Source organism: Salinifilum aidingensis (assembly GCF_054782015.1).
Window position 1 is genome coordinate 21,556 of record NZ_BAAGTH010000022.1, and the last position, 24,723, is coordinate 46,278.

At 68.4% G+C, this 24,723-nt stretch carries 37 protein-coding genes and 1 pseudogene; 28 read left to right on the forward strand and 10 right to left on the reverse strand.

The features are described 5' to 3' along the window. Positions 1 to 67: 67 nt before the first annotated feature. From ACYVJE_RS22265 to ACYVJE_RS22365, 21 genes are all read left to right on the forward strand, one after another. Positions 68 to 373: a hypothetical protein gene (locus ACYVJE_RS22265; protein WP_461146002.1), complete on the forward strand. Its 306-nt coding sequence runs from the start codon at positions 68 to 70 to the stop codon at positions 371 to 373. A 485-nt stretch (positions 374 to 858) separates the two neighbouring features. Continuing rightward, positions 859 to 1,107: a WhiB family transcriptional regulator gene (locus tag ACYVJE_RS22270; protein WP_461146003.1), complete on the forward strand. Its 249-nt coding sequence runs from the start codon at positions 859 to 861 to the stop codon at positions 1,105 to 1,107. Then, positions 1,104 to 1,463 carry a hypothetical protein gene (locus ACYVJE_RS22275; RefSeq protein WP_459160180.1) on the forward strand — a complete coding sequence of 120 codons (360 nt, stop codon included), beginning with the start codon at positions 1,104 to 1,106 and terminating at the stop codon, positions 1,461 to 1,463. Before ACYVJE_RS22270 ends, ACYVJE_RS22275 begins: the two co-directional genes overlap by 4 nt. A gap of 42 nt (positions 1,464 to 1,505) precedes the next feature. Continuing rightward, the gene (locus ACYVJE_RS22280; RefSeq protein WP_461146004.1) at positions 1,506 to 2,471 is read left to right on the forward strand and encodes a hypothetical protein; all 966 of its coding nucleotides are present in this window, start codon (positions 1,506 to 1,508) and stop codon (positions 2,469 to 2,471) included. A gap of 29 nt (positions 2,472 to 2,500) precedes the next feature. Continuing rightward, entirely contained in the window at positions 2,501 to 2,965 is a 465-nt protein-coding gene (locus ACYVJE_RS22285) for a hypothetical protein (protein ID WP_461146005.1), read from the forward strand. A 102-nt stretch (positions 2,966 to 3,067) separates the two neighbouring features. Continuing rightward, positions 3,068 to 3,256 (forward strand): hypothetical protein, encoded by a 189-nt coding sequence (locus tag ACYVJE_RS22290; protein WP_461146006.1) that lies wholly within the window; start codon positions 3,068 to 3,070, stop codon positions 3,254 to 3,256. Positions 3,257 to 3,390: 134 nt separating this feature from the next. Further along, positions 3,391 to 3,708 carry a hypothetical protein gene (locus ACYVJE_RS22295; protein WP_461146007.1) on the forward strand — a complete coding sequence of 106 codons (318 nt, stop codon included), beginning with the start codon at positions 3,391 to 3,393 and terminating at the stop codon, positions 3,706 to 3,708. Between the two features lie 5 nt (positions 3,709 to 3,713). Further along, a complete protein-coding gene (locus ACYVJE_RS22300; RefSeq protein ID WP_461146008.1) occupies positions 3,714 to 4,262 on the forward strand; it encodes a hypothetical protein in 549 nt (182 codons plus the stop codon). 14 nt (positions 4,263 to 4,276) lie between these two features. After that, positions 4,277 to 4,717 (forward strand): hypothetical protein, encoded by a 441-nt coding sequence (locus tag ACYVJE_RS22305; RefSeq protein ID WP_461146009.1) that lies wholly within the window; start codon positions 4,277 to 4,279, stop codon positions 4,715 to 4,717. 126 nt (positions 4,718 to 4,843) lie between these two features. Next, positions 4,844 to 6,430, forward strand: coding sequence for a hypothetical protein (locus ACYVJE_RS22310; protein ID WP_461146010.1), 1,587 nt, complete (start codon positions 4,844 to 4,846; stop codon positions 6,428 to 6,430). Between the two features lie 102 nt (positions 6,431 to 6,532). After that, positions 6,533 to 8,998, forward strand: a complete 2,466-nt coding sequence (locus ACYVJE_RS22315) for a hypothetical protein (RefSeq protein WP_461146011.1) — start codon at positions 6,533 to 6,535, stop codon at positions 8,996 to 8,998. Positions 8,999 to 9,094: 96 nt separating this feature from the next. Continuing rightward, the gene (locus ACYVJE_RS22320) at positions 9,095 to 9,661 is read left to right on the forward strand and encodes an ATP-binding protein (protein WP_461146012.1); all 567 of its coding nucleotides are present in this window, start codon (positions 9,095 to 9,097) and stop codon (positions 9,659 to 9,661) included. Further along, entirely contained in the window at positions 9,658 to 9,927 is a 270-nt protein-coding gene (locus tag ACYVJE_RS22325) for a hypothetical protein (protein WP_461146013.1), read from the forward strand. Before ACYVJE_RS22320 ends, ACYVJE_RS22325 begins: the two co-directional genes overlap by 4 nt. 85 nt (positions 9,928 to 10,012) lie before the next feature. Continuing rightward, positions 10,013 to 10,195, forward strand: coding sequence for a hypothetical protein (locus tag ACYVJE_RS22330; protein ID WP_461146014.1), 183 nt, complete (start codon positions 10,013 to 10,015; stop codon positions 10,193 to 10,195). After that, positions 10,192 to 10,398 (forward strand): hypothetical protein, encoded by a 207-nt coding sequence (locus tag ACYVJE_RS22335; RefSeq protein WP_461146015.1) that lies wholly within the window; start codon positions 10,192 to 10,194, stop codon positions 10,396 to 10,398. Before ACYVJE_RS22330 ends, ACYVJE_RS22335 begins: the two co-directional genes overlap by 4 nt. Further along, a complete protein-coding gene (locus ACYVJE_RS22340) occupies positions 10,395 to 10,529 on the forward strand; it encodes a hypothetical protein (RefSeq protein WP_461146016.1) in 135 nt (44 codons plus the stop codon). The genes ACYVJE_RS22335 and ACYVJE_RS22340 overlap by 4 nt, the downstream gene beginning before the upstream one ends. Before the next feature lie 88 nt (positions 10,530 to 10,617). Next, positions 10,618 to 11,073 (forward strand): hypothetical protein, encoded by a 456-nt coding sequence (locus ACYVJE_RS22345; RefSeq protein ID WP_461146017.1) that lies wholly within the window; start codon positions 10,618 to 10,620, stop codon positions 11,071 to 11,073. Next, complete coding sequence (locus tag ACYVJE_RS22350; RefSeq protein WP_461146018.1) at positions 11,070 to 11,693, forward strand: metal-dependent hydrolase; 624 nt, start codon at positions 11,070 to 11,072, stop codon at positions 11,691 to 11,693. Before ACYVJE_RS22345 ends, ACYVJE_RS22350 begins: the two co-directional genes overlap by 4 nt. 186 nt (positions 11,694 to 11,879) lie before the next feature. Continuing rightward, a complete protein-coding gene (locus tag ACYVJE_RS22355) occupies positions 11,880 to 12,425 on the forward strand; it encodes a hypothetical protein (protein ID WP_461146019.1) in 546 nt (181 codons plus the stop codon). Positions 12,426 to 12,553: 128 nt separating this feature from the next. Beyond that, entirely contained in the window at positions 12,554 to 12,841 is a 288-nt protein-coding gene (locus ACYVJE_RS22360; protein ID WP_461146020.1) for a type II toxin-antitoxin system RelE/ParE family toxin, read from the forward strand. A gap of 16 nt (positions 12,842 to 12,857) precedes the next feature. Further along, positions 12,858 to 13,169, forward strand: a complete 312-nt coding sequence (locus ACYVJE_RS22365) for a HigA family addiction module antitoxin (protein WP_461146021.1) — start codon at positions 12,858 to 12,860, stop codon at positions 13,167 to 13,169. Between the two features lie 185 nt (positions 13,170 to 13,354). Here the strand turns inward: ACYVJE_RS22365 and ACYVJE_RS22370 are convergent, their stop codons facing one another. Continuing rightward, positions 13,355 to 13,534 carry a hypothetical protein gene (locus tag ACYVJE_RS22370; RefSeq protein WP_461146022.1) on the reverse strand — a complete coding sequence of 60 codons (180 nt, stop codon included), beginning with the start codon at positions 13,532 to 13,534 and terminating at the stop codon, positions 13,355 to 13,357. 43 nt (positions 13,535 to 13,577) lie between these two features. Next, a complete protein-coding gene (locus tag ACYVJE_RS22375; protein WP_461146023.1) occupies positions 13,578 to 14,165 on the reverse strand; it encodes a recombinase family protein in 588 nt (195 codons plus the stop codon). Between the two features lie 232 nt (positions 14,166 to 14,397). Here ACYVJE_RS22375 and ACYVJE_RS22380 point away from each other — a divergent pair, with 232 nt between their 5' ends. Beyond that, positions 14,398 to 14,640 (forward strand): hypothetical protein, encoded by a 243-nt coding sequence (locus tag ACYVJE_RS22380; RefSeq protein ID WP_461146024.1) that lies wholly within the window; start codon positions 14,398 to 14,400, stop codon positions 14,638 to 14,640. Positions 14,641 to 14,854: 214 nt separating this feature from the next. Continuing rightward, a complete protein-coding gene (locus ACYVJE_RS22385; RefSeq protein ID WP_461146025.1) occupies positions 14,855 to 15,184 on the forward strand; it encodes a hypothetical protein in 330 nt (109 codons plus the stop codon). 15 nt (positions 15,185 to 15,199) lie between these two features. On the opposite strand, the gene ACYVJE_RS22390 is transcribed toward ACYVJE_RS22385, so the two are convergent. Continuing rightward, positions 15,200 to 15,496 (reverse strand): hypothetical protein, encoded by a 297-nt coding sequence (locus ACYVJE_RS22390; protein WP_461146026.1) that lies wholly within the window; start codon positions 15,494 to 15,496, stop codon positions 15,200 to 15,202. A gap of 257 nt (positions 15,497 to 15,753) precedes the next feature. Further along, positions 15,754 to 16,023 carry a DUF1883 domain-containing protein gene (locus tag ACYVJE_RS22395; RefSeq protein WP_461146027.1) on the reverse strand — a complete coding sequence of 90 codons (270 nt, stop codon included), beginning with the start codon at positions 16,021 to 16,023 and terminating at the stop codon, positions 15,754 to 15,756. Positions 16,024 to 16,058: 35 nt separating this feature from the next. Between ACYVJE_RS22395 and ACYVJE_RS22400 the strand changes: the two genes are divergently transcribed. Then, positions 16,059 to 16,241 carry a hypothetical protein gene (locus ACYVJE_RS22400; protein WP_461146028.1) on the forward strand — a complete coding sequence of 61 codons (183 nt, stop codon included), beginning with the start codon at positions 16,059 to 16,061 and terminating at the stop codon, positions 16,239 to 16,241. A gap of 593 nt (positions 16,242 to 16,834) precedes the next feature. Here the strand turns inward: ACYVJE_RS22400 and ACYVJE_RS22405 are convergent. Next, a complete protein-coding gene (locus tag ACYVJE_RS22405; RefSeq protein ID WP_461146037.1) occupies positions 16,835 to 17,680 on the reverse strand; it encodes a mechanosensitive ion channel family protein in 846 nt (281 codons plus the stop codon). Positions 17,681 to 17,934: 254 nt separating this feature from the next. On the opposite strand from ACYVJE_RS22405, the pseudogene ACYVJE_RS22410 reads away from it, so the two are divergent. Next, positions 17,935 to 18,132: pseudogene (locus tag ACYVJE_RS22410) on the forward strand (recombinase family protein); the annotation flags it as partial. Positions 18,133 to 18,162: 30 nt separating this feature from the next. On the opposite strand, the gene ACYVJE_RS22415 reads toward ACYVJE_RS22410, so the two are convergent. Both ACYVJE_RS22415 and ACYVJE_RS22420 read right to left on the reverse strand, forming a co-directional pair. Next, positions 18,163 to 18,363 carry a hypothetical protein gene (locus ACYVJE_RS22415; RefSeq protein ID WP_461146038.1) on the reverse strand — a complete coding sequence of 67 codons (201 nt, stop codon included), beginning with the start codon at positions 18,361 to 18,363 and terminating at the stop codon, positions 18,163 to 18,165. A gap of 159 nt (positions 18,364 to 18,522) precedes the next feature. Further along, positions 18,523 to 18,687 (reverse strand): hypothetical protein, encoded by a 165-nt coding sequence (locus ACYVJE_RS22420; RefSeq protein ID WP_461146029.1) that lies wholly within the window; start codon positions 18,685 to 18,687, stop codon positions 18,523 to 18,525. A gap of 819 nt (positions 18,688 to 19,506) precedes the next feature. On the opposite strand from ACYVJE_RS22420, the gene ACYVJE_RS22425 reads away from it, so the two are divergent. Further along, entirely contained in the window at positions 19,507 to 20,556 is a 1,050-nt protein-coding gene (locus ACYVJE_RS22425) for a fatty acid desaturase family protein (RefSeq protein WP_461146030.1), read from the forward strand. 345 nt (positions 20,557 to 20,901) lie between these two features. Here the strand turns inward: ACYVJE_RS22425 and ACYVJE_RS22430 are convergent, their stop codons facing one another. Together ACYVJE_RS22430 and ACYVJE_RS22435 are read right to left on the reverse strand one after the other, a co-directional pair. Next, positions 20,902 to 21,240 (reverse strand): type II toxin-antitoxin system PemK/MazF family toxin, encoded by a 339-nt coding sequence (locus ACYVJE_RS22430; protein WP_461146031.1) that lies wholly within the window; start codon positions 21,238 to 21,240, stop codon positions 20,902 to 20,904. After that, complete coding sequence (locus ACYVJE_RS22435) at positions 21,237 to 21,461, reverse strand: hypothetical protein (RefSeq protein WP_461146032.1); 225 nt, start codon at positions 21,459 to 21,461, stop codon at positions 21,237 to 21,239. Before ACYVJE_RS22435 ends, ACYVJE_RS22430 begins: the two co-directional genes overlap by 4 nt. A gap of 24 nt (positions 21,462 to 21,485) precedes the next feature. Here ACYVJE_RS22435 and ACYVJE_RS22440 point away from each other — a divergent pair, with 24 nt between their 5' ends. Both ACYVJE_RS22440 and ACYVJE_RS22445 read left to right on the forward strand, forming a co-directional pair. Continuing rightward, a complete protein-coding gene (locus tag ACYVJE_RS22440; RefSeq protein ID WP_461146033.1) occupies positions 21,486 to 21,608 on the forward strand; it encodes a hypothetical protein in 123 nt (40 codons plus the stop codon). A 193-nt stretch (positions 21,609 to 21,801) separates the two neighbouring features. Beyond that, positions 21,802 to 22,176, forward strand: a complete 375-nt coding sequence (locus ACYVJE_RS22445; protein WP_461146034.1) for a hypothetical protein — start codon at positions 21,802 to 21,804, stop codon at positions 22,174 to 22,176. Positions 22,177 to 23,069: 893 nt separating this feature from the next. Here the strand turns inward: ACYVJE_RS22445 and ACYVJE_RS22450 are convergent. After that, on the reverse strand, positions 23,070 to 24,170 hold the full coding sequence (locus ACYVJE_RS22450; protein ID WP_461146035.1) for a YcaO-like family protein: 1,101 nt from the start codon (positions 24,168 to 24,170) through the stop codon (positions 23,070 to 23,072). Positions 24,171 to 24,723: the final 553 nt, after the last annotated feature.

The following is a 24,723-nucleotide window of genomic DNA, read 5'->3' on the forward strand; positions in this document are numbered from 1 at the left end:
TAGCGCACACGAAGTTGTGCTAGCTAGCAACTCTATACGAGACAAACAGCAGCGACGAGGAGATGCGATGTGGACGACCGGCGACCGCCCTGATCCGCGCGACGCGTACGCCCCGTGCGCCACCGAGATCGGCCTCACCCTCGCCCAGGCGTACGAGGCTGGCGAGGCCATCGACACCCCCACCAACACTCTGCGCAGCGTCGATCTCGACCCGTTCATCCTCGCGAGCCTGCGTACCGACGCGGACGAAGCCGCCGCCGAAGCCGCGCTCGAGTCCGTCCTCATCGCTCCCGTCGAACCCGCCGAGGTCGTCGACCTCGCTGCCCGGCGCCACCGCGCCCCCGCGATCCCTGACGGGGTGCGCGCCGCCTGATCCCGGCACTCCCCGGTGCCGGGGGAGCCCACGGCGTGCCCCTCGACCTCGCCGTGGGTTTCCCAGGCCACCGGGCCTACAGCTGCTTGATGAATCGAATAGTGGGTGGCTTTCCGGACGTGCCGCTCTCCCGAACCTTGCTGCCGCAGGGAGAGCGCCCGCCCCACTCCATCGCCGCTGCGCACACGCGAACGGGCGAGAGGCAAGGGCGGTGCAACGTCCCCGTCGCTCCCCGCCGGACGGCACCGGTGGGGCGTCGCCGACACCGCGCCAGGCCAGCCCCGGGAGGGGCGCGCGCAGCAGACACAGCGACGGACTTAAGCCCGCATCGGATCGCCCCTCGTAGCAGGCCGGGGCGTCGTGGTTCGACTCCACGGGCGGGCACGACATCGCCGCAGCGCACAGCGGCGGAACGACACACACGAAGCCCCGTCGACGGTGCCTCGCCGGCGGGGTTGAGAGATCAGAGACAGGAGGTCTGATCGATGACCACCGTACCCACGGTCCCGGACTGGCGTGACCGCGCCGCATGCCGCCACGTGGCCGAACCCGAGGCGTTCTTCCCGCTCAGCCCCAGTGCACGGAGCTACGCCCAGTCGATCTGCGCCGACTGCCCCGTCACCACCGAGTGCCTGGCCGAGGCGCTGGCCACCGGCGCCGACTACGGCGTCTGGGGCGGATACACCCCCGAGCAGCGGCGTGCCCTGCGGCGCACCCAGGAGGTGTCCCGATGAGCACGCCGACAACCGAAACAGCCCGCCCGATTGACCTGCCCGCCCTGGCGCCGAGCTCCTCCTCCACGGAGGACCTGCCCCAGGATGCCGAAACCGCAGCGCAGAACCTCACAAGGGAGTCGGCGGAGGAGCTTGTCGAGGACGAGGACGACGACGTCGTCGACTTTCGCGGCACGGACTTCGACCTCGACCTCGGCAGCTCGCGCGCGCCGGTGGTGCTGTTTGCGGCACTCACCGTCCTGGCCGTGCTGCTCGGCGTGTACGCCACGACCGCGCTGGTTGTGCAGATCGGCGCCGGACTCATCGCCGCCGGCGCCGCCACGCTCGCCATCCGCTCGATACGCCGAACCCGCTGAAACCACTGCGCAGAGCCACGAATCATGCGTTTGGAGTTGATGATGACCGTGCTCGATGACCGGCCCCGCACCGGGGCTACGCTCTCCGTACCGTCCACACGGGACGACTCGCCCCCTCCCGACACCGATCCGCAGCCGGGTAGCGAGGTGCTGTCCACGGAGGCACTACGCAGCCGGCTGGAGGACACCCGCACCCGCATTGCGCTGCACCAGGAACTCGCCGAGGTTGAGGCCGACGGCGCGTTCGCCGCTCCCCGCGACGAGGACGACCAGAAGGCCGCCGACCGCATTCGCAGGAAGCAGCGGAAAGAACGGGAGCGGTCCGCGAAAAGCGCGGTGCGTGCTCAGCGCACTGCCCGTTGGCGGGCGTGGTGGGACGACCGGGCTGAGCGCACCCGGGCCCGGCTGCATGATTCGGCTCGGGCGATCGGCAGTATCCACCGCACGTGGACGGTCTGCGCTGCGCTGATGATCGCGTTGATCGGTGGGGCGCTGGCCTACATGACCCAGACCGTGAAGCTCGGCGTTGTCGGCGCCGAGGGGTCGTGGTTGGGCTACGCGATCGAGCCCATGGCCTCGGCCATGTTGGTGATCAGCTTGGCGGTGCAGACGCTGGCCCGCCGCAACGGCGTGTCCGTCGGCCGCAGCCTCGTAATGATGGACGTGGCGCTGTGCACTGCGTCGATCGTGCTCGTGGTGGTGCCGTGGGGAACGCGGTATGGCTGGGATCTGGCATCGACGCTGGTGCACCTCATCGTCCCGCTGCTGGTGACCGCCGCGGTCGTGCTGTGGCACCTGTGCGCCGGACTGGTCGCCGACATGTTCGCTCGCGCCAAGCACGATCCGGTGCTGGCCGAGCGGCTCCAGTTGCTTCGCACCGCTATCGCCAACGGCGAGCTCGAGCCGAACCCGTCGAAGAACCGCGTCGAGAAGCATCTCCGTGAAGCGCTCGGCGGCATCGGCCGTCCCGAGGCCGACAAGACCGCGCGAGCGTTCCTCGGACGCTGAATTCCCAGCGCAGAGAAGGAGAGAGCGTCATGCAGGAGCGCACGATCCGCCGCGGAGTGCGGCTGGCCGCCAACCTCGCCGTCGCCATCGGCGGGCACGAGTGGGGAGACCAGTACGCCCAAGGCGGGCCCGACGGCAAAGATCCGCTCGAGAAGGGACAGCCCGGCGCCAACGGCCGGCACCGGTGCCTGCGGCACGTCCGCAGCTACACGCTCACCGTCGCCGCAGCGCAGCTGGCCACGAACACCGCGCTCGGGATCCGCACCCGGCCGGTGCCGTTCGTCCTCGGCCACACCGCCACCGGCGTCGCGCACTACGTCATGGACCGCAGCCGGGAATCCGGAGAACTCCCCCGGAAGCTCTCGAAGATTCCCGGCGTGCCGGACAAGACCGAGTACTGGCAACGCGGTGGCCAGCCCGCCTTGGACCAGGCCTGGCACTGGGTGTGCCTCATGGGCTGGGCCGTGGCCGACGCGGTCGCCTCCGAACGCTGAAACACGCAGCGCAGAGCTTCGCGAAGCGCCTGCCAATACACCGGCAAGTGACGCGGCAGGCGCCCCGCATTCATCCACCAACCTCGGAAGGCAGGTCTCCTCATGCTCGCAGACATTGCTGAACGTCGGTACGTCGCGCGCGTTGAGCAGCGGCCCGTGCGCGACGAGCACGGCCGGCGTACCGGCCGGGTGCAGCACGGCTACCGCCACCACGACGGTTCGTTCGTGCCTTGCCGCACGTGGGAGACGGCGCTGGCCGCCGCGTGGCAAGCCAACCAGGAAGCCGCCTGAACCCACCCCATACCTCGGTCCAGCACCGGCGCAGCACCCCGCACCGAATGTGCGGGGCGTTGCGCAGGCCGCTGGAACCCGCGGCCGACACCCCAGAAACCCCAGCGCAGACAACCACACAGGAGGTGAGGTGCGTGGCTGGACGGTCCCGCACCGTCGACACCGGACGGACCGACGGCCGCCGGCGGCTGCGGCAGCACCGCCCGGCCGGCGAGGCCGAACCGTATCGCCGCGAGAAGGCGTTGCGCGGTGCCCGCGCGCAGGTCGACCACCGCATCCGGCAGGAACGCGACCCGCTGCGGCAACTCGACGCCGCACGGGACTACGTCCGCAGCGCAACCCGGAAATACCAGCCGGGTGGCGACCTCGCGCCCGTGATCGAGGCGCTGCTGACCGCCGGCGATGCGATCTACCGCAACGGCACACCCCGAGACCGACAGAACAGGAGGTGACACCGATGGCCGCCGAAGTTGCCCCCGACGCGACCGCTAAGGAGTCCACACCGGACTCCGCCGCCGAGCTGCGGCACCTACATCCCGTCCCCGACGACGGGCCGGTGCCGGATGAAACCACAGCGCAGAGCCTCGACGAGGTTGCGTCCGCAGAGCCTGACGCCAGCGCCACCGCCCCGGATGGTGCCGAGGCAGCCCCGTCCCGGTTCCGAGTGGACCTCTCCGCGCTGCTCGCGTGGGGGCGGGTGACGTTCACGCCGCAGTCGGGCATGTGGACCCAGCGCCCGTTGGCCCCGGACGAGGTGATGGACCGCGCTCGCCGCGGATCGCACCTGGCTGATGCCGGACCGCTGCGCACGGCCGCTATCGCCGACAGCTATGCCGCCGCCACCACGAAGGCGGTCCTGCGCAGTGCCGATTGGCTGTTGGATCACCCGGCCCGCCGGGTGGTGGCCACCGTGCTGCTGACCGCGCTCTTGCTGTACCCGCCCACCCGCACGGTCCTCGGCTGGGCACTGGCCCCGGCCGCCTGGGCCCACGGACTACTCACCTGACCTGGAGGGATCTCATGCAACTGCTCGCAGCTGTGTTGTTCTTCATCCTGCGTTGGTTCTGCAAGCGGGTGAAGTGGCTGCACGAGAAGAAGATGTGGTGGCTGCCGTTCGCCTTCTTTGTCTTGGGGGTCTGGTCGCTGCTGTTCTGGCCCCTCCCGTTCTGGGGCGGAACCGTGGCCACCGGCATTGCCACGTTGTTCAACTGGATCTTCGGCGGTGCCGCCGCGCTGCTCGGCGGCAGCGCCGGGGTGATCGCCACCATCGTGCTGATCCTGGTGCTGCTGGGCACAACCGCGGACCTCATCGACGGGAAAGCCGATCGGTGGGCGAAGTTCTCCGTGTTCCTGATCGCCCCGCTCGCCCTCGTCGCGAGCGCGGAGTTCGCCCCCTGGCTGCTTACCGCCGTCCAGTCCGTCAGTGGTGTCGGTCCGCAGGTGCTCAGCGCTATCGCCTGACGGCGGTGAGCACCTCGGGGCCGGTTTCGCCAGCCCGCTACCGGTGCCGCCGACATCGTGGTCGACGGCTGTCGGGTTCGACTCCCGGCGCGGGCACGCCACACGAATCCCCAGCGCAGAAAGGAGGTGGGTGGTGTGGACCCGTTCTCCGCGATCCTGCTGATCGGGCTCATGACCGTGGCCACGGTGAAAACCGCCGGCACCGCGGCCACCGACGGCATCGCCCAGGCCCGCGGGCAGACGCCCCCGAGTCAGGAACGGTGGCGCGCCAAGGAAGAACGGCGCCGCCAGCGGGGTGAGCAGCCCCGCCAGGATCCGGGTGGGCTGCGGCGGATCTGGCAGCAGCACACCGAGGCTGCTGCGGAGAAGTCCGCAGCCAAGCATCGCGGCAAGCTGGAGTACCTGCGTGATCACGGCGACGAGATCGCCGAGGGCAAGAAGCGGCAGTTGGAACGGGCGGCGCGTCGGCGTGAGTACCTCGGCGGCAAGATGGCCCAAGCGGGCGGATCGTCGTGGGACGCGTTGAAAACCGCAGCGCAGAAGGCCGCTGAGGCGAAACGCACCCACGGCGAGCGCAAGCTCGAAGACGAGGCGTGGCGGGAGAACGAACGCCGCGGCGACGTCGACGTCGCTGACGCCGAGCCCACCGACGCCGGTGGTGAGGATGCGGCGGTGCTGTCGTTCACGCGGCGCCCCCGGGGGGACGGCAGCACGGAGGTCGAGGTGAACCCCGGCGGCGACGGGGACTCGACCATCACCGGCGATCCGGCCGACCCGCTGACCTGGCAGGGCACCGACTCGCGCGGGCGCGATATCCAAACCGGCCGCGGGCCCAGCCGGATGGAAACCGCGCCGGACGGCAGCGAGGGGGTCGTGCACGACACCGACACCTACAGGCTCCGCACGGACGAGACCCCGGAACGGCGAATCGTCCTCGACGCCCAGCGGCAACGGGACGCCGAGGCCACCGGGTCCGGTGAGGAGGAATCCGCAGCGCAGAAGGACGGGGAGGACGCTCTGACCGACCAGAAGACCGATCCTGAGAAGGACTACCTGCTCGATCCTGACAAGCGGTCTATGGACCGGATCTCGGTCGCCGACCTGCATCGGCGCCGGGCGCGCGAGGACGAGGACCGGCGCCGTGCCGATGAGAAAGCTCAGCGGGCCCACGAGGCCGAGCAGGCTCAGGCCGAGCGGGAGCACCGCGAGCGCCTGTCCCAGATCCAGCAGCCATCCACCAACACCACCGACAACTCCGGAGGTACCGAGATGAGCACGCCGAACAGCAGCTCCGTCGAGATCACCGACCTGGAAACCGCGCAGCTGCGGTCCGACGAGTCCGCGCAGTACGCGGCCACCGTCCAGTCGGTGCTGGATACCCAGATCGCCGGAATTCAGAAGGCCATCGCCGGCATGGAAGCCGAGGCTGCGCAGCAGGAGCAGGGCAGCACCAGCCTGACTGGTGAGGGCTTCGACACGGGCATCACCGGCCGGTTCGACCGTGGTCAAGAGTCCTTCACCAACGCTGTGGCCGCGCTGCGTCAGCTCGATCAGGCGCTGAACACGGCCAAGGACGAAGTGAACCTCGCCCAGAACGAGATGAAGTCCGCTTCGAGCTTCTTCTCGCAGCAGCGGTCGATTTCCGAGTCCCTGTCCGCTGCCGGCCAGGGCGGCGGCATCTCCAGCCGCACCGGCTTCTACACCGGCGCGTGACCCGCACCGACTGGTGAGCCGCACTCGGCACCGCGAACGAGCGTCGCGGTGCCTGTGGGCCGCTCACCGGCGCGATTATCCGAACATGAGGAGGCGATCCCGTTGAGTACGACCACGCAGGACCCGCCGGCGCCGGCGGAGCAGGAGACCCAGCCCGAGCCGACCTCGTCGCGGAAGGCGAAGAAGCAGCAGCGCGAGGAGCAGCGGCAGCAGCGCATCGACGTGCTGGCGCAGACGATGCTGACCACGCTGCGGCAGCAGGAGCGGACGAAGCCACCGGCCGAGCGCCGCTCGGAGACGCAGCTGTGGCAGGCCGTCCGCGCCCAGGCCGCCAAGGACGAGCGCTCACAGCGGTACCGCCAGCAGGCCAAGGACACGGCGCGGCAGGCGGGGCGCACCACCAAGGCCGAGGCGAAGTCGGTGCTGTACCGCAACCGGAAACAACTGGCCCCGTGGGCGCTGGCCGCGCCGTATGCCGCGCTCGGCGCTGGTGGGTGGGCCGCGGTCGAGGTCGGCTCGGGCCATCCGGTGGCGCTGGCCGCCGCGTTCTGCGGCACCGCGTTGGGCGCGTCGATGCTGGCCTGGCGACGGTGGCTCGGCCGCAAGGCACCGAAGAAGTTCCACCAGCGCATCACGGCCACCATGGGGCTGCTGACGGCCTGGACCACGCTGATGCCGCTGATCCCGAACGCGGGGCAGGGCGGCATGTGGCTCTCGTTGATCGTGGCCACGGCCTACATGGCCCTGCCGTGGTGGCGCGAATACGAGCACCCGCTGCCTCTGCCGGAGGTGCCTGAGCCGGCGGCCGCGGGCACTGACGAGGGCAGCTCCCCGGCCGAGTCGCTCACCGAGGAGCAACAGTTCGTGCAGCGCATCGTGGCCGACTACCGCAGCTATGTGGCTACGCGGGATCTGCTGCCTGGCTCGACCATTGCCGAGCGGGCCGAGCGCACCGCGCACGGGTTTCGGTTTCAGCTGCAGCTCAACCGCGGCAAGCAAACCATCAAGACCGTGCGCAACTGCGCCGAGGAGATCGGCTACGCGCTCGACGTCGACCCCTCGTCGATCCAGTTCGACAAGGATCAGCGGCCGGGTGCGCTGCAGACCACGGTGCTGATGACGATCATCACCGACCCGGTCTCCAACGACTTCGACGGGCCGACCATCGTCTACGACGGCGGCGATGTCTTCATCGAGCTCGGCCCGCACTCGGATGGCATGGGCTACGAGTACTTCCACGTGCTCTCCGATCAGCTCACTGCCGAGGAGCTGGCCGCCGGGCAGGTGCCGCGCGGCTCGATGCACGACGGGTTCGTGCTCGGCACCCGCGGCTCGGGTAAGTCGCGGTTCCTCGAGCTGGTGGCCGCCGGGTTGCGCAAGCTCGGCATCGAGATCTGGTATCTCGACCCGCAGGAAGGCAAGTCCAGCCCCGCGTTGATCAACGAGGCGGACTGGCCCATGCGCGGCGTGCACGGCACCGAGGGCGCCTATTCCAACGTGGTCGAGCTGTGGCAGGCCATGTGGGCCGCCTGCGAGGTGCGCGAGGCCGAAGGTGCTGCCGCCGGTGAGCTGGGCTTTCAACACACCGCGGAACGCCCGGCGATCATGGTGATCATCGACGAGTGCCACCAGGTCTTCAGCGCCGAGAATCCGAAAACCGGCAACACCTTCGGTGACGACCTCGCCGAAGTCGACCGGCGGATGCGTAAGAATGGGATGGGCCTGCTCGGCGGCAGCCAGTCCATCACGATGAACACCTTCGGCAAGACCAACCTGGCCACGGTGTTGCGCGACGGCATGTGCGGCACGAACGCGTACATCCTGCGCTACGGCGAAGGCAACGCGTCGATCGTGTCCGGCTACGAGGGCCAGCCCTCCGGGTCGTTGCCCGGCAAAGGGTTCGGCTACGCGCTGCAGGGCAGCCGGCCGCACATCCGGTTCCAAGCCCGCTGCCCGGCGGATGCGGACTTCCAGCCGTATTTGGCGGCCTACCCGAAGGCCACGCTGGACCAGCGGGTGCAGAAACGCATCGGCAAGGCCTACATCGACCGGTTCGCCAAGGCCGAGTCGAAGGTCGAGGCCAACCAGTCGTTCCTGGACCAGTTGGACGCGTCCGACGACGGGTCCACGGTGCCGTCGGTGGCCTCCAACCCCACGGCCTCGACCGGCAACACGGGAGCGAAACCGAGCACGAGCGCCGCGCGGTCTGCACCGTCGTCGGCGGGCAGCCAGCCCGCCAGCGTCGAGGAAGCCTCGTTGGACGATCCGCTGCTCTCGCCCGCGCAACGTCGGGCCATGCCGGGGCAACAGCCCGCGGCTGTGGCGACTTCATCGGGCGAGGACATAGCCCCGGCCGTCACCGGTGCTGCCGCCGAGCCGACCGCGGCCGAGCAGCGGGTGCTGGACCTGCTGGCCGAGGAGCCGCAGCACACCCCCGCCACCGCGGGGCGCGCACTGGGCCTGTCCGATCGGTCCGCGCGCAAGCACCTGGCCGCTCTCGCAAGCAAGGGCTGGGCCTGTCGGGACGCTGACGGTGCCTATTCGGCCGTCGCGGTCGCCACGCCCTGAACCCGGGTGTCCTCGCAGCGCACCGCTCGATCCGTGCGGTGCGCTGTGGGAGCCACCCGGCTCACCCCTTGCGCTTTACCCCTTGAGGAGGCTCCTGTGACCACGAGCATCGTCACCTCTCCGACCCTGCTGCCGCTGGGCACCACCACCAGCGGCGAGCCCGCGCAGCTGCACCTCGGTGACCGTCCCGGCTCGGCCCGCCACGGACTCATCGTCGGCGGGCCGGCCTCCGGCAAAACCGTGCTGCTGCGGCATCTCGCCCGCCACGCCGAGACGAGGATGCCCCTCGTGCACGCCCACGAGCTCGTTCCGTACCCGCTGGACGCGCTGGCGACCCCCACGAATGGGCTGGTGCTGCTGGACAACCCGGCCGCGGTCGACGACGAGGACGCGCTGCATGGGCTGCTCGACCGGGCTGACGCGCGCGGCGCCGCTGTCGTAGCCACCACCCTGTCGACCCGCGGCGAGTATCTGGCCGAGTCGGTGCAGCAGCGCCTGTCCACCGGCGGGTGCATCTGGCTGCATCACCGCCAGACGCAGCATGCGATGGGCGCGCCGGTGGATGTGACCTCCCTGGCTCGGCACGGGCATGGCTACCTCGCCACCGGCGGCGAGCTGGTCGAGTTCCGTTTCGGGCTGCACAGCGCGGAGGTCTCGGCATGAGTGCGACGTGTCGGTGCCGCGGCGAATGCGGCTCCGGCCGCTGCCTCGGCACCCTCACCGGCGGTCGCCCCTGCGGGGCGCGGAGCGGCACGTTCCACCTCGTCGACGGCCGGCCGGTCCGCATCTACCAGGGCCGGTGCTACTACTGCCACGCCGCGCTCGGCCGCACCCGCCACCGCCGCCAACTCCGTGAAGACCGCATCACCACCGGTGACGGGCAGACCAACTCCATGTTTGCCCTGCTCGCACGGGGTGGGTTCTCGTAAGCCCTGCCCCAACCTGACTGGAAACCCTCCGTGCCCCGCCACCTGCCCGCGTGGCGGGGCACTGTCGTTCCGAGAGGAGCTCTCCATGCTCGCCAAGTTCGCCGAAGTCGTCCGGGTCCGTACTGACGCTGCCGTTGACGGCATGCGGCAGCAGCGCTGTCCGGATTGCGTGCCTACCACCCCGCGGGCCACCACGCAGCGCTGGTGCCCGATCTGCGACGAGCCGTGGCGCGACCTGCTCCCGGAGGAGCAGGAGGCCGCGGCATGACCGCACTGTTCGTCGTCGCCGGCGTGTTCGTCCTGGTCGTGGCTACCGCAGCCGTCCTCGCCCTCGGCCTCGTCGTTCGTACCGCTCGTGCCGACAAGGCCGGCCGCCAGCGGTCGGATCTGGCCGGCGCGCCCGACCGTCTCACCCACCGTGACCTGCCGGAGCTGCACACCAGCCGCATCAACATCCAGGAGCGCCCGTGAACTTCACCAAGCCCGTCGCGATCGCGCTGCTGGTGTTCGTCACCGCGTTCGTCACCTTCCCGCACTCTTCGGCGGACGGCATCGAGCAGATCAAGGAGTCGGTCAGCACGTTCGTCGCTGACCTGGGGTGAATCCGGCCCGACGGACCCGACAACCGACCACCGCAGCCCCCGCCCAGCCGCTGGGCGGGGGCTTTTTCAGCTTGGAGGCGCATTACCGATGTATCGAGCAGCAGTGTTCGCCACGACGTTCGCCGGCAGCCTCGGCGGCCACGAAACCGGGGATTACCTGGTGCAACGGGACTGCGATGCCCAACGTAAGCAGCAGCGCACCACCGTGGGTCGGCGGGCTCTGGCGGTGCATGCTGCGTCCTACGCGGCCACGCAGCACCTGACTAAACGGCTGGCCTACCGCGCCGCAGGACTGCGGGTGCCCGCGGTGACGAACCTCGCCGGCAGCCTCGCCGAGGGGCTCGTGCATGCGGCGATCGACGACGGCCGCGCCCTGCGGGCCTTCGCCCGGGCCACCGGAAAGCTCGGCTTCCACGACGTCGCCGGGGGCGGCATCAACGGCCGGTCGCTCATGGATCAGGCTGCGCACAAGGGACTTCAAATCCCCGTGGGTGCGGCTGTCACGGCCGCTGTCGCCGCAGCGACCGGGGGCGGGTGCCGATGAACAAGAAAGGTCATCTCAGCACCGGTGCGGCCTCCGGATCGGTCGTCGGCGTTTTCGTCGCGTCCGGGCCGCTGGCCGCGCTTGTGTGCACTGGCATCGGCGGCGTCGCGGCGCTGGCCCCGGACATCGACCACCACCGGGCGACGATCACTCGCGCGCTCGGACCGGTGGGCACGGCGTTGTCGTGGATCATCCGCAAGGTCTCCCTCGGGGTGTACACCCTGACCGCCACCTCGAAGGACACTCCCGGCGCCGGTGGGAGCCACCGGGGATTGACGCACACCGGCGTGGCCGCGCTGGCCACCGGCGCGGCGCTGTGGGCCCTGCTGGGCTACCTCGGCGTGGACCAGGCGCTGCCCTACGCCCTGGCCGCGGCGGTCGGCATCGTCGTGCACATCGGCGGCGACGCGATCACCGCCACCGGCGTGCCGCTGATCTGGCCGGTGAAGTACCGCGGCGAGCGGTGGTACCCGTGCCGCATCCCGCTGATCACGATCACCGGCGGCGGCCTGGCGGAGAAGCTCATCACCGGCGCCGCGTGGACCGTCGCCGTCGCCTTGCTGGCGACCTCCGGCCTCGGCCTGGTCGACCTCGACGGGCTGCGACCCGCGGTGTTCTGAACGCGCTCATGCCGCACCGACCGAAGGGCGGTGTGGTGTGAGGGCCGCTGCGGAACCGCGCATTGCCCAGCGGCGAACCAGCGTGACGCACGAATGGAAGTCGATCAGCTCGTCCCCGACGGGGCAAGGTTCTCCGCGTGGCCGTCAGTCCACGCGGGTCAAAGGAAACGCAACGGAAGGAAGCCCATGCCCACTCCCGACGAGGTAGCTCGCGAGTTCATCGACCAGCAGCACTCGCGCGCCAGCATCACCGATGGCGAGAAGGTCATGCTGAATCCGGGCCAGGTGTTGGACAACGTCACGGCCGCAATGGAACGCCTGGATGCGGACATCGATACGCCGGTCAGCATCGAGGAGGACGTGATCCCCGCGCGGGAGCTGATGCTCATGGTGGACTCGTTCCACTTGGGCTCGGCGCTGATGGAGCGTGTGGTCAACACGGCTATGCGGATCTACCAGGCCCGCTACCCCGCCGAGCTCACCGAACGCCCCCTCCCGCCGGAGTACGACCTCCGCGAGATCCACCCGCTTCAGGTCACCGACGAGCAGCACGAGACCGCCAAGACCATCTTCAACCGACGCGTCGAGAACGGCGCGGACCTGACTCCCGACGATCTCGCCGAGTACCTGGAGTCGTTGTCCTCGGAAGACGAGATGCAGATCTTCATCACGCTGTTCTACATGTACGGCACCAAGCTCGGCGCAATGAAGCACCGCACCGGCATCGAATGACGGCGCCGCGGTCCACGAACGCCCCGGTAGGGAACCTCTCCCTACCGGGGCGTTTTCATGCCTGATGCCGATCGCCCCCGAGGACGGGCCTGTAGTGACGCTTTACGTTAGTAACGCGCTACGTTACTATGGGGTGTGTGATTCGGTCGTTCGCGGACAAGCACACCGAACGTGTGTGGCATCGCCTGCGCACCCGGTGGCCTGTCGATGTGCAACGGCGTGCCTGGAACAAGCTGGCCATGCTCAACCAGGCGGCAACGCTCGAGGATCTGCGGGTGCCGCCAGGCAATCGCCTGGAGCAGCTGCGCGGGGATCGGGCTGGTCAGCACAGTATCCGGATCAACAAGCAGTGGCGGATCTGCTTTACCTGGACCGATGCCGGTCCGGAAGATGTCGAGATCACGGACTACCACTGAAAGGGGGTGCCGACACATGGCCGGCGAGGACGAGGTGGTCATGACGCCGACGCACCCGGGTGTGATCCTTCGCGAGGAGTTCCTCGAGCCGATGGGCATCAGCGAGTACCGGCTTGCCCAGGACATCGGGGTGCCGCAGACGCGGATCAGCGCGATCACCAAGGGCCAGCGCGGCATCACCGCCGATACCGGGTTGCGGTTGTCGCGCTACTTCGGCATGTCCGAGGGGTTTTGGACCGGGCTGCAGACCGACTACGACCGTGAAGTGGCCAAGGACGCGCTCAAAGACCAACTCGACGCGATCCAGCCCGTGTGCAGCGGGCAGTGATCCGGCGGACGCTTGCCTGTTCTGAAGCTCGCATTGCTGTCTGTGGCTGTTTGGTCTCGCGCCCTGCCTGTGTCGTGTTGTGGGGTGTGCTGGAGGAGTTCCTGCAACGGGTGCTCCCGTCCTCGAGCATCACGCACTGAACAAACCACGCCCCGGTCAGGGTCGTCGCCCTGGCCGGGGCGTTTTCATGCCTGATGCCGATCGACCTCCGAGGACGGGCCCGAGGGGTCGATGACCGTCTCCGTCGGTGGGCGGTGCTCCAGCCGCTCCTGCCGGGCCTGTCCCGCGCGGCGGCCGGACATCGCCCGGCGCACATCCGCACGGACCCGGTCGAACATCGGCGGGCGCTCGCGCTTGCTGCTCATCCCGTCATGATCTCCTCCGAATCGGTTGTGTCGGGTGTTGGGGTCACTGGTTGCGGGTCGTTGCGGGCGACGTCTCGCCCAGGTCGAGGGCGCGGTACACGGTCGCGCGGGACACGCCCATGTCGGCCGCGATCTCACGGGCGGAGCGCTGTTCCTGGTCCTTCAGGAACCGGATGTGGCGAACCTGCGCGTCGGTGAGCTTGCGCGGCCTGCCGGAGTTGCCACCACGGGCTTCGCGGGCGGCACGGGCGTCGGCGGCGCGTTCGTGCATGAGGTCGACTTCGTATTGGGCGAGGCTGGCGAAGATCCCGGCGAGCATGCGCCCGACGCTGGTAGACAGGTCGATGGACTCCTTCAGCGACTTCAGGTTGATGCCGCGCTCGTCGAGTTCGCCGATCACGGAGAACACGCCCGGCAGGCTGCGGCCCAACCGGTCGAGGCTGGTGACGACCAACGTGTCGCCCTGGCGGGCGTAGGCGAGTGCGGCATCGAGTCCGGACCGGTCGAAGTCCTTGCCGGTCTTCTTGTCGGCGTAGACGCAGCTGCGGTCGACGCCGGCGGCGGTGAGTTCGTCGACTTGGCGGTCGTAGGTCTGCGAGGAGGTGCTGACTCGGGCGTATCCGATCTCCATGTCTCCGATCTTGTCTCAGAACTTGATGTTGCACAAGGTTCTGTGACTCAAGTTGCGAGACGAATATCTGAGACATCCGATCCAGGGAAAACGGCCCGGGGGAGCCTCGCTCCGCCCTGTGTGTCACAAGCATGGTTCTGAGACAGCCCGCTCGGTCGGCACACCCCGCCTCGCGACCGGGCCGATCTCTGAAACCGCCCCCGATGTCAGTGCCGCGTGCGATGCTCGCGGCATGGACCCCCACGCCGAGGCACTGATCTACGACCGCGGACGCGGCAAAGCCGAAGCGGCGCACCTGCTCGCCACCCTGGACGCGGCCCGCAAGAACGGATGGGAGCTGCCGACGGAGGTCGAGCACGCGGCCGAGCGGCTGCGCGCGTGGGTCCAGGAAACCTCGGCGGACGCGGACGAGCGGTGGCGCGCCGTCGTCGAGGCCGAAGGGGGCGGCACGCAAGACGAATCCGGACGGCAGTAACCGGCACTGGTGCTGTGCGCTGCACGTTCGATCGTGTGGCGACATCAGGCGGCAATGTGGCGATCTTCGATCCCCGGGGTCATCAGTCGAGGGCGATCGCTCCAGGCGCTGACAGCGCCACTCAGAGACTCGATTCCAGCCGGCTGCCGCGGAAACGCGCGACGGAGTCGCATAGAGGGGTGTGTCGCCGGGGCTCGGCGGCGAGAATAGGGCCATGACCGAGCATGCGCTGGCCGACCCGCACCCGCACCGGGGCAGTCCCGCCGCGATCGCAGCGAGCATGGCGCACGCCTTCCACGGCCGCCGGCTCATGGTCGGCCGCTCCGCGGTCGTGCACGCCACCGCCTGGTTCGATTGGATCGATGGGCACGAGCTGCCGGGGCCGGCCTGTCGCCAGGGTTTCTCCGGGCATGGCACACACGCCGAGCTGCTGCCTACCGAGCGGACGGTGACCTGCCGCCGGTGCCGTCGGCTGCGCCCCGAGCTCGAGGAGTCCGGCCCGACCCAGTCCGTGCTGTTTCCCGCGGAAGGTGTGCTCCTGTGACCGCCGGTCGGTGCGTTAGCCACTGGGAGGGCGACTGCGAGGCAGATCGTCGGGTGGATCCGCGCCGGACTCGCGGTAGCGGATCCGGGGAGCAGCCTGAAACACCTCCGCGTCCGGGTGCTCGCGTTCGAGCACGGCCGCGTCTGCGCGGTCCCAGACCACCAGCAGCGCACCGGTCTGCCGGTGCGCGTGGGTGTGCAGCCACTGCGTCACGTCAGTGATCGGTTCGGCGAATCGGCCGTGGTGCTGGGCCAGCTCCCGAGCGATCGCGTGGATCTCGGCGCGGCGGTCGGTGTGGTCGTGGTCTGCCACAAGATCACCTCGCCGGCCAGTACACCGCAGGTGATCAACACCGGGATAGCAGGCACACGAGTGAGAACACCCCCGAACACTGCCCCGCAGCCCACGATCTGTGCGTGGAGGCTGCGGGCTGCTAGAACGTGGACATGACATCAGCGCGGTGGCACGCCGAGCAGGCCTCTACCGTACTCACCCTGCGCTGGCCGTCGCTGCCATCCTCGCAGTCCGCCCAGCAGTGACGCGCTTTCCGGGCTTGGCACTGGGCGCGGTCACTCCTCGAAGATTTCGGTCCAGTTCACCTTGACGCGCTGGTTGTTGCTGTCGACGACCAGGAACCAGTAGTCGTCGTAGGGGACCACCAGCTCGACGGGTGTGACGTTGTAGAAGCCACCGTAGGCCTCGTAGTCGTCATCACGGCAATAGGCCTCGTACTCGTCTCCGTCCATGAGGCACACGCGCGCGGGCGAGCCGCGCAGCTCCACCTCGAAACAGGCACCGCCAGCACGTTCTCCCAGCTCCCACCAAAGATGTTGCAACATACCGTTATTCGTATCTGACCAACCGTCGCGACCACATGGAGATCGCGACGGTTCACAAGATCGGCGGAGTGCGCTGTCTACCAGCAGGTAATGCGGGCTCCTCCGCGACCGTGCTCTCCGAGGTCGCCTCCGACCGCGCGTGGCAAGCACTCAGCGACGTCACCGAAGCCCACGCTGCCCAACTCGACGCGACCGAGGAGACCACCGACGAGGAGTGACGCTGTCGGCACGGGCTCATAGCCCTGGTAGGAATTTCTCCGCCAATCCATGCACGTCAGGCACTGGACGAGTAACCCAGCCCGCTACACCGAGGTCGACGAGACGTTGGCGAGCGTGGTCAGCCGGTACGCGGACGAGCGTTACGGGACCGACGGGTGGAATCAGATCGCTGACCAGTGGCTCCGGCGAGGAAGAAGATAGATGTCGCTATGCCATCAGTGTTGACTGAAATTCATCAATATCAGGGACCCCTGTCAGGCTGGCCGGTATGGCCAGCGACGACGAACGGGGTGAGCGGGTCGAGACGCGGGCGTATCACCTCGGCCGGGGCAGGTCATCGTGCAACAGCTGGTGGACGAGTTGGAGCAGGCTCAGCGGGAGGGTGTCGTGCTGCCGAGTCGGGTCCAGCACGCGCTCGCGCCGGCGGCCGCGTGGGACACGGAGACGCCGGAGCAGGTGCTGGCGCGGTTCCGTGCCGCGGTCGCCTCGGAGGAAGCCGCGGAAGGCCCAGAAAGAGGGGCTTAGCGTTCCTTACCGACACCCAACGCACACGAGGCCCCGATGGACGCGTCCGTCGGGGCCTCGTCCCGCGTCACGTTCGTGGTTCCGTGTGGACGGGTTGATGCTGATAGTTCGTTTCGTCGGTGCCTCGTTGTTCTTGGCCAGGTACGGCGTGCTCGTGTGGCTGCTGAGGTTGCTGGGTGCCGGTGTCGGCGCGCTCGCGCCCGGCACGCGTGTCGTGGCGATCCTGCTCCTGCTGCTGTTGGGCCTTGCGGTAGCCGGTGTTGATCATGTCGGCGGCCGCTTCCCGTCCGCCGAGGCCGAAGGCCAGCGCCGTGCCCAGCGCCAGCGCACCGACCAGTGCGATGTAGGTGGCGGTGACAATCACCGTCGCGATCTGCAACTGGGTCAGGATCATGAACACCCCGATGGCCATGACCAGGGCCGGTCCGACCGTGCGCGCGACCCGGCCGGTGGGGGTGTCTCCCAGCATGCGGTGAGTCAGCCCACCGACAGCGCCGGCGATGGCCGCGGCTAGCAGGAAGATGAACAAGGCGGCGAGGACACGCGGGAGGTAGCCCATCACCACGTTCATGAAGCCGGTCAGCGCCGGGATATCGAGCGTGCCGATCGTTGAGGACACCACGAACAACATGAGTACGGCGAACACGACGGTGCCCACCAGCCGAGCGGGGCTGCCCTGCGGGCTCAGGCGTACGACATAGCTGCCCCCGTGACCGGAGGTGAGCCGCTCATCCATGCGGAACCGGTTGAGCAGCTTCGTGATCAAGCTGCGCAGGATGCGGGCGATGAGGTAGCCGATCACCAGGATCAGCAGCGCCCCGAACAGCTGCGGCAGATAGCTCACGAACTGGCTAAACGCGTTTTGCAGGCTCTGCAGAAGACTCCCCCCGTTCAGGGGCTGTGCCGGGAACATCAGGACCACGTCCCCTTTCGAGATCGGAAGTACACTCCCGAGATGCCCCAACGCCGGCCTCGGCCAAACACGCTTGCAGCTGCTGGGGGCGCTGAAGAACGGGCGCGACCTGAGCCGGTCCACGTTCCTGGCGACGCAGACGGCCTTGTGCAGACACTTCGCGGTACCGCCGGCACACTCCGGGATATGAGCGGCGAAAACACGTGTCGGAAATCAATGACGGAAACACCCACCGGGGCGGTAGTTTCAGACGCATGTTGGTTGGCTATGCCCGCGTCTCCACCGACGAGCAACACCCGCAGGCGCAGACCGACGCGCTGGCCCGCGCGAGTGGGACCGAGGAGAACCTCTACGTCGACCACACATCCGGTGCGAAGAGCAGTCGCCCGCAGTGGGATGTGGTGTGCCATGTGCTGCGTGCCGGTGACACGTTGATCTGCACGCGCCTCGACCGGGTCGGACGCTCGACCGCGCACCTGGTCTCACTGCTGGAGGACTTCCGCCAGCGCGGGGATGGGCTTCCGGTTTCTCGAGCACGGCATCGACACCACCACCGCCGAAGGTCGGGGTCTGGGGAAGAGTCGGGAAAGATTGAACGTCACCAGGGCGCGGGCGATTTGCCAGGTGACCCAGCGGGCACCGGTGAGGTCCTGGCCAATGTCCAGCCGCAGCAGGTACGGCACGTCCGGACTCCAGGTCCACCAGGATTGCACCGGCACCGGCGTGGCCGGCACGTAGCAAGTCACCGTCCTCGGTGGAGTGCTGCTCAGGCGGTGGCAGCAGATGCGCGATCGTGTCTCGCGTGATCGTTTCGGTCATGCTCGTACTCCTTTCCGGACAGATCACTCGACCGGTGCCGGGGCGGCGCTGCTCTGGTCGAGCTGCCGCGCCAGCCACGCGGCGGGATGCCTGCGACACGACAGAGGGAGGTCGCTGATCAGCCGGTACAGCGCCGCGTTGCGGTTGCTGCGCACGAGCGCGGCGTGCTCATCGGCCGCGTGCTGCACCTACCAGCACAGGGCTGTCCAGTACTCGCGGTCGGTGACGAGTAGGTCTATGTCGACGGCTTTGACGGCCGAGCGCGCCTGGTGTTGGTCACGGTGTGTCGACTTCCGCAGGGGTTCCGAACGGGGTTCCGCACCCCTGCGGAACCCCGACCCTCGCGCGCGGACGATCGCGCGTCGCGCCGCGATGGTGCGCGGAGGCCACGAAACGGCCGCTCTCGTGGGCGCGTGCGGGTTCCGCGGGTTGCGCGCATGCACGGTGCGCATCCGAGGAAGTTTCAGTCGGCACTGAAAACGCAGGCGTACTCGAGACGGGAACGGCCGTTCGGGCGGGGCCGTTCCAGGAACGCGGTCAGACTCGGACGGTGGCGACCTGGTCGAGCGTCACGTCCTGCTGGCCGTAGCCGGTCCGGCCCAGCTCGTCGACGAGTGACCTGCGCGGGGCAGGGCTCGTCCGCCTCCATCGCCGCGGTGGCCAGATCCCTCGTCGCGTGGTCAACTAGCGGTGATCGGCCGCAGCGTGATTAACAGCCAGAGCCGGTGGGAATCCTGGGTAGGTCGTCTGCGCACCCGGGCGTGTGGCCGGCTCAGGTCCTGTCGGTTTCAGCCCAGCAGCCGACGGGGCTGCCGCTGTCACCCGCGGTCATGTCCCCTGTGGCAGTCGACGTGGAGGAGGGTCTGCCGCCGCAGCTGATCAGCTCGAGTCTGCTCGGCCCTGTGCAACAGCAGTTCAGCAACCTCCTCGGCTAGCGTTTCACCCGGCCCGAGTCCACCAGCTGCACGAATCGAGAAAGTCCGCTTGTCGAGGAAGTTTTTCGCCTCATGACCACATCCCAGACACAACACTCGAACGGCAGGCGCGGCAGCGACTTCGCGGAGTTGTCCCGGTGGGTCAAGCACGCGGGGCTGCTCCAGCGCCGGCCCGGGTACTACGCGGTGCGTATCGCGATCAACGTGCTGCTGCTGGCCGCAGGAACCGTCACGTTCGTGCTCCTCGGCGACTCCTGGTGGCAGGTGTGCACCGCCGTGTTCTTCGCGATCATGTTCACCCAGTGCGCGTTCATCGGCCACGAAGCCGGGCACCGGCAGATCCTCGCCTCGCGGCGCGGCAACGACCTGGTCGGACGCGTGCACAGCGCCATCACCGGGATCAGCTATGGGTGGTGGGTCGGCAAACACAACCGGCATCACGCCAACCCCAACCACGAGGACGAGGACCCGGACATCGCGATCGCCGCCCTCGCGTTCAGCGACGAGCAGTCCCGCGACAAGAGCGGGTTGCTCAGGTGGGTGAGCAAATACCAGGCTTTCCTGTTCTTCCCGCTGCTGCTGGCGGAGGCGGTGATGCTGCGCGTCACCAGCGTCCAAGCGGTACTCAGACGTGCGGTCAAGTCCGTCGTGCTGGAAGCGGGGATGTTGACCGTCCACATCGTCGGCTACCTCGCCGTGGTGTTTTTCGTGCTCTCCCCGCTCAAGGCGATCCTGTTCATCGCCGTGCACCAGGGAGTGATGGGGGTGTATCTGGGATGCTCTTTCGCACCGAACCACAAGGGCATGCCCACCATGGCCCCAGGCGAGAAGCTGGACTATCTGCGCAAGCAGGTACTGACCTCCCGCAACGTGCTCGGCGGCCGGTGGCTGGACTTTTTGCTCGGCGGCCTGAACTACCAGATCGAACACCACCTGTTCCCCAGCATGCCGCGCCCCAACCTGCGCCGTGCCCAGCCACTCGTCCGCGAGTTCTGCCTCCGGCGCGGTATCTCCTACAGCCAGTGCGGCCTCCTGCACTCCTACGCCGAGGTACTGCGCCACCTGCACGACGTCGGCGCACCACTGCGCCACCCGTCGCCTCAGGCACCGACGAACCCCTAACCCTCACACGCTCACGTCTCCACCAAAGCCGGGACGGTCCAACCCGTGAACCCGCCGGATCCTGCCAAAGCCCCGCCCCAGGGGCTGGCCCTAGCGTGCGGCCACGCCCGAGCCCACACCGACAACTCCGCCCCGGCACCGAGCAGCGCTGCTGCCCACCCCGCCCCGCCTGCCTGAAAGCGGTCGTTTCTAGACACCTAGCTCGGGTGGGACGGGTGGTAGAAACTCGGCATGGTGTATCAGCAGCGCCGCGGCCGCCGCTGCGGGCGGCCGGAGGCTCAGCTCTGACTGTGTGTTGGTTGAGGCGGTTCGGGGTAGCATCGAGTTTCTCGGCCGGGGCCGGGGTTACAGGTCGAGCATGTGGGCCAGGGCGCGGCGCACCTCGGCGTACTCCTCCGCGTCCGGGTCGAGCTCGGCCGCGCGGCAGCGCAGTCGTCGGGTGGCGAGGGTGCGGACCTGCTCGGTGATCACCCAGCTGGTCTGGCCGAGGCGGATGCGGTGCACCCACCCGGGCCGGCGGGTGGTGGTCAGCGGTAGCACGGTGGCCATGTCCCCGCCGGTCAGCTCGAGGTGGAACGCGCTGGAGACGATGAGCACGGGCCGGTCGCCGGCTTGCTCGTGACCTTGGGTGGGGTCGAGGTCAGCGAACCACACGGTCCCGGGCACGAGGTCGGGGCAGCTCACCGGTTCCACCCGTCGGCGATGGCGGCGTCGGCTTGCGCGTCCGTGTCGACCTGGTCGACGTGGGCCTGCCAGTCGTTGGGGTCGCGGTCGCGGTCGCGGCGCACCGCGGCCAGGGCGGTGGCCTTCCAGTGCTCGTCGAGCAGCCGCTGGATCGTCTCGTCGGCGGAGGCGCCGCCGAACTCGAACAGCCCTCGCGGCCGCGCCCCTGTCCCCGGCGACACGGCGGACGTATCTGTCCAAAGCCGGTGGTTACCTCACCTGGTTGGCCACCGCCGACGCCGACGAGCACCGGCCCGGTCGTGCACGCCGAGGACCTGCGTGCCCGGGCCCAGCAGCTGACCCACGGCTACCGCGACGGACTCGCCTGACAACCCGACCCCCTCGGGAATGCGGGCACCGTTCACGCGCCCGGCCGGTGCCACGGCATGACGTCACGCAAGCAGGTGGATCCTCCTCGCCGACCCTCCCTACTGGGGGCGGCAGCGTTGCATGCTGTGTGCCATGATCGGACCCCGAGGCCACCGAGGCGGCGCGAAGCACATGCCCGCCCACGCTACGGTCTTGCAGTTCGCCCCGAAACCAACACAGGTCGTCGACATCGAGCTGCACCACCTGGCCGACCCCGACGACCCGGAAGTCACCGGCTGGACCGCGCGCTGGGGCCTGCACGACTCGGACCACAGCAGCGCAGACCACGACGAGGACCTCGCCGAGCTGCTCCGCGCGATCCTCGACGACCTCGCCCCGCTGTCCGAGTTCTACACCCTCACGCTGGCCTGGCAACTCGGCGGAGAAGCCCCCGAAGGACACACCGTCGCCGAGGCCATCGCCGACACCGGCATCACCCTGCCCACGAGCATGCCCCAGACCGACACCTCACCCCCGCCGAGCACGACGCACGAACACGCCGGCGACACCTCAACACCGGGCCGCTGAGATTGGCTGTACGCTCCTGATGCGACCGTCCGCGACCGATCCCGGCCGCGAACCGACAACCGCCACACTGCCGCCTCATTTCCCCTGAGACGCGAACACCCAGCGCACAGCGCTTGTTCCGGCGGTTGAGGAACATCAGAACGACAGACAGCGCTAAGCCGTGAGCGTTGCTGGTCGGTGGTTGAGCCGTGTCTCTTGCTCCGGCCGTCGAGGCAGGTCCCGCAGATAGCCATGCGTTATCTGCGGAACCCGCCCACCACAGAACTCGCGGCAGTCGCCGCACAGGCGCCCACCAGCACGACCACCGCTTAGCGCACGATCCGACATGGATGTTCCTCAAGCCCCGGGCCCGTCCAGACGACCCCGCCATCCCGGACGCATCCACCACGAACACGGAGAAGAAACAATCGACGGGTAGCGACCAGACACGCCGAAAATAGGACATGGTCAGGTGTTGTGACTGCCCAGCTGGCTGAGCGACTGCCGAGAATCCTCGTTCTCGGCAGTACACTCCGGCCATGGCTTCCGAGCTGCTGCGGCGACCATCCCAGCAGGTGCGCCACCGCCTGCAGCGGCACCCACCCGGTGCCGAGGTCTGCCTGACGGCCCACGAGCTGCGCTAACGCCTCAAAACGCATCTCCACCCCCAAGTTCGCACCGCGGCGTGATCATACCCACCGAGTACGCCCAGCACGGGCACCGGCGGTCACGTCGTGTCGCTGTCGGGGGTGGGCAGACGCAGGAGGAGCTCCAGGGCGTCCTCGGCGGTGCCGACACGGTCGGCAAGATCATCAATGCGTTAGGGGCTCTAAGAACGGGCACTCAAGACGGCACCCTTCCCTCTTCTCCAAGCATCGTTGCCCACTGGAAGCTTCCTCGTCGTCGCCCTAGCGTCAGCACGCTCGGCCGCGGGGGCCAGGGACAATGAGTGCCCCGTTGACGATGGCGAAGAACCGTTCCAGGCCCGGTACCACTGTGTGTACACTGCTCACCCCGCCTGGCAGTGCAGCTAGGCGATATCGGTAGGCGGTGAACCCGGCTACAGCCAAATGGGCAAGAAGTTCTTCCAATTGCGCGCTGGGGGTTTGGGGCGCAGGGCGGTCTAGGAACGCTGTGGTGTGCGCACGGCGCAGAGCGTCGGTGAGGTCGAAGCGGGCACAGCGGTGCAATGCCGGGTATGGCTTCAACAGGCTCAGATCCACAGCCGGGGGCGAGATATCGGGGAGTTGGGATTCGAGGATCTCTGTGATCGCGTCGGTGACGGCGTCGCGAGTGGCTAGCGCGGCGGCTTGACCACGGAGATGGACTCCTCCGTCGCGGGGGATGCAGTAGGCGAGAACGGTGGGGATGCCCAGGTCGCTTGTGGCGTCGAGGAGATGAATGGTGGCGTCGATGTCGCGCTGGGCTTGTGCGTGCAGCAAGGCGAGCTCATCCGGCAAGGTGCGCGGGTCGATGACGGTAGGTAGTCGCCCCGCGATGAAGGTACGGATGTTCAGGAGCGAGCAAGCGTCCCGTTCGACGGTTTCGAGCAAGGCATGAAGGGTGGCCTGGTCCTGAGCGGGGCCGAGGCCGTAGCCGGACTGCACGGAGTATCGAGACAAACCCTGATAGTCGGTGCGATCGCCGAGGCGATCCCGGTGGATTCGTCCATCCTCACCTGCGTACCAAGGGGCGCCGAGATAGAGGGGGATCATCGCGTCGTCTCGGTCAGCATGCAGTGCCTCGTACGGATAACACGCGATTTCGCTACCGGTAAGCTGCTTGAGCAGTGGCACGCTCGCTTCTCCGGCCAGCACGCCACCGGCGAGCTGTTCGGCGGGGATGAAGCAGATGGCCTCGCTGTCCAGGCTCGCCGGACCGGTAAGGAACCGCTCCAGCGCCTCGCCCAGCGCACCAAGCCGGGCTTCGTCCTGGCTGCGTCCTTTGCCGACGCCACGACCCCCTGGAGCGGTAGCACCGGCATCATCGATCAGTTCACATTCCGACAGAAACACGGTGCCTGCCCCCAGTCGCCACCGTGGCCGCAGCCCCAAGTTCAGGGCGGCCTGCTCGATGGCCGCTGTGGCCGGTCCAGCACCGCCGACGGCCGACGGGGAGAACGCCGAGGTTCCCCAGCCGGCCAGATCGGGCGGGTGCTGTCGATCTGCCCACCCGACAGCACCGTTTACGCGCCCTCGGATACCTGGTTCGGCATAGTCCCTTCCAACTCCGCAGCTAGCGCCTCTTCAGCAGCCGTCAACAGCGTGCCCTCCGGTTGCTGCACCACCTTCATATCGCCGTCCGGATTACTCATGAACATCCCTCCATGATCACGGTGGCCCTAAGAACGCGGCCGTGGATATACCGCCCGCCGAACGGTAGGGACAAGATCCACAAACGCACCATGCGTGGGATGCAGAAACACCGGATCAGAGTAGTGACCTAACGTCCCTCAGAGCCCCTAACGCATTTGGGTTGGGAGTCGGCGCCAGCTGATGAGGCTGTTGGCGAGGTCGAGGAAGCCTTGGTGGATGTCGGTGCGGCGTTCCCATCGGGTGGCCAGGCGGC

What these genes read in the sequence shown, in the direction of transcription:
- ACYVJE_RS22360 (WP_461146020.1), top strand. Translation starts at nt 12,554, where the DNA reads ATGGGGTGTGTGATTCGGTCGTTCGCGGACAAGCACACCGAACGTGTG.
- ACYVJE_RS22305 (WP_461146009.1), top strand. Translation starts at nt 4,277, where the DNA reads ATGCAACTGCTCGCAGCTGTGTTGTTCTTCATCCTGCGTTGGTTCTGC.
- ACYVJE_RS22425 (WP_461146030.1), top strand. Translation starts at nt 19,507, where the DNA reads ATGACCACATCCCAGACACAACACTCGAACGGCAGGCGCGGCAGCGAC.
- ACYVJE_RS22265 (WP_461146002.1), top strand. Translation starts at nt 68, where the DNA reads ATGTGGACGACCGGCGACCGCCCTGATCCGCGCGACGCGTACGCCCCG.
- ACYVJE_RS22370 (WP_461146022.1), bottom strand. Translation starts at nt 13,534, where the DNA reads ATGAGCAGCAAGCGCGAGCGCCCGCCGATGTTCGACCGGGTCCGTGCG.
- ACYVJE_RS22380 (WP_461146024.1), top strand. Translation starts at nt 14,398, where the DNA reads ATGGACCCCCACGCCGAGGCACTGATCTACGACCGCGGACGCGGCAAA.
- ACYVJE_RS22400 (WP_461146028.1), top strand. Translation starts at nt 16,059, where the DNA reads ATGGAGATCGCGACGGTTCACAAGATCGGCGGAGTGCGCTGTCTACCA.
- ACYVJE_RS22365 (WP_461146021.1), top strand. Translation starts at nt 12,858, where the DNA reads ATGGCCGGCGAGGACGAGGTGGTCATGACGCCGACGCACCCGGGTGTG.
- ACYVJE_RS22395 (WP_461146027.1), bottom strand. Translation starts at nt 16,023, where the DNA reads ATGTTGCAACATCTTTGGTGGGAGCTGGGAGAACGTGCTGGCGGTGCC.
- ACYVJE_RS22300 (WP_461146008.1), top strand. Translation starts at nt 3,714, where the DNA reads ATGGCCGCCGAAGTTGCCCCCGACGCGACCGCTAAGGAGTCCACACCG.
- ACYVJE_RS22290 (WP_461146006.1), top strand. Translation starts at nt 3,068, where the DNA reads ATGCTCGCAGACATTGCTGAACGTCGGTACGTCGCGCGCGTTGAGCAG.
- ACYVJE_RS22325 (WP_461146013.1), top strand. Translation starts at nt 9,658, where the DNA reads ATGAGTGCGACGTGTCGGTGCCGCGGCGAATGCGGCTCCGGCCGCTGC.
- ACYVJE_RS22275 (WP_459160180.1), top strand. Translation starts at nt 1,104, where the DNA reads ATGAGCACGCCGACAACCGAAACAGCCCGCCCGATTGACCTGCCCGCC.
- ACYVJE_RS22285 (WP_461146005.1), top strand. Translation starts at nt 2,501, where the DNA reads ATGCAGGAGCGCACGATCCGCCGCGGAGTGCGGCTGGCCGCCAACCTC.
- ACYVJE_RS22345 (WP_461146017.1), top strand. Translation starts at nt 10,618, where the DNA reads ATGTATCGAGCAGCAGTGTTCGCCACGACGTTCGCCGGCAGCCTCGGC.
- ACYVJE_RS22335 (WP_461146015.1), top strand. Translation starts at nt 10,192, where the DNA reads ATGACCGCACTGTTCGTCGTCGCCGGCGTGTTCGTCCTGGTCGTGGCT.
- ACYVJE_RS22405 (WP_461146037.1), bottom strand. Translation starts at nt 17,680, where the DNA reads ATGTTCCCGGCACAGCCCCTGAACGGGGGGAGTCTTCTGCAGAGCCTG.
- ACYVJE_RS22355 (WP_461146019.1), top strand. Translation starts at nt 11,880, where the DNA reads ATGCCCACTCCCGACGAGGTAGCTCGCGAGTTCATCGACCAGCAGCAC.
- ACYVJE_RS22270 (WP_461146003.1), top strand. Translation starts at nt 859, where the DNA reads ATGACCACCGTACCCACGGTCCCGGACTGGCGTGACCGCGCCGCATGC.
- ACYVJE_RS22280 (WP_461146004.1), top strand. Translation starts at nt 1,506, where the DNA reads ATGACCGTGCTCGATGACCGGCCCCGCACCGGGGCTACGCTCTCCGTA.
- ACYVJE_RS22375 (WP_461146023.1), bottom strand. Translation starts at nt 14,165, where the DNA reads ATGGAGATCGGATACGCCCGAGTCAGCACCTCCTCGCAGACCTACGAC.
- ACYVJE_RS22350 (WP_461146018.1), top strand. Translation starts at nt 11,070, where the DNA reads ATGAACAAGAAAGGTCATCTCAGCACCGGTGCGGCCTCCGGATCGGTC.
- ACYVJE_RS22330 (WP_461146014.1), top strand. Translation starts at nt 10,013, where the DNA reads ATGCTCGCCAAGTTCGCCGAAGTCGTCCGGGTCCGTACTGACGCTGCC.
- ACYVJE_RS22385 (WP_461146025.1), top strand. Translation starts at nt 14,855, where the DNA reads ATGACCGAGCATGCGCTGGCCGACCCGCACCCGCACCGGGGCAGTCCC.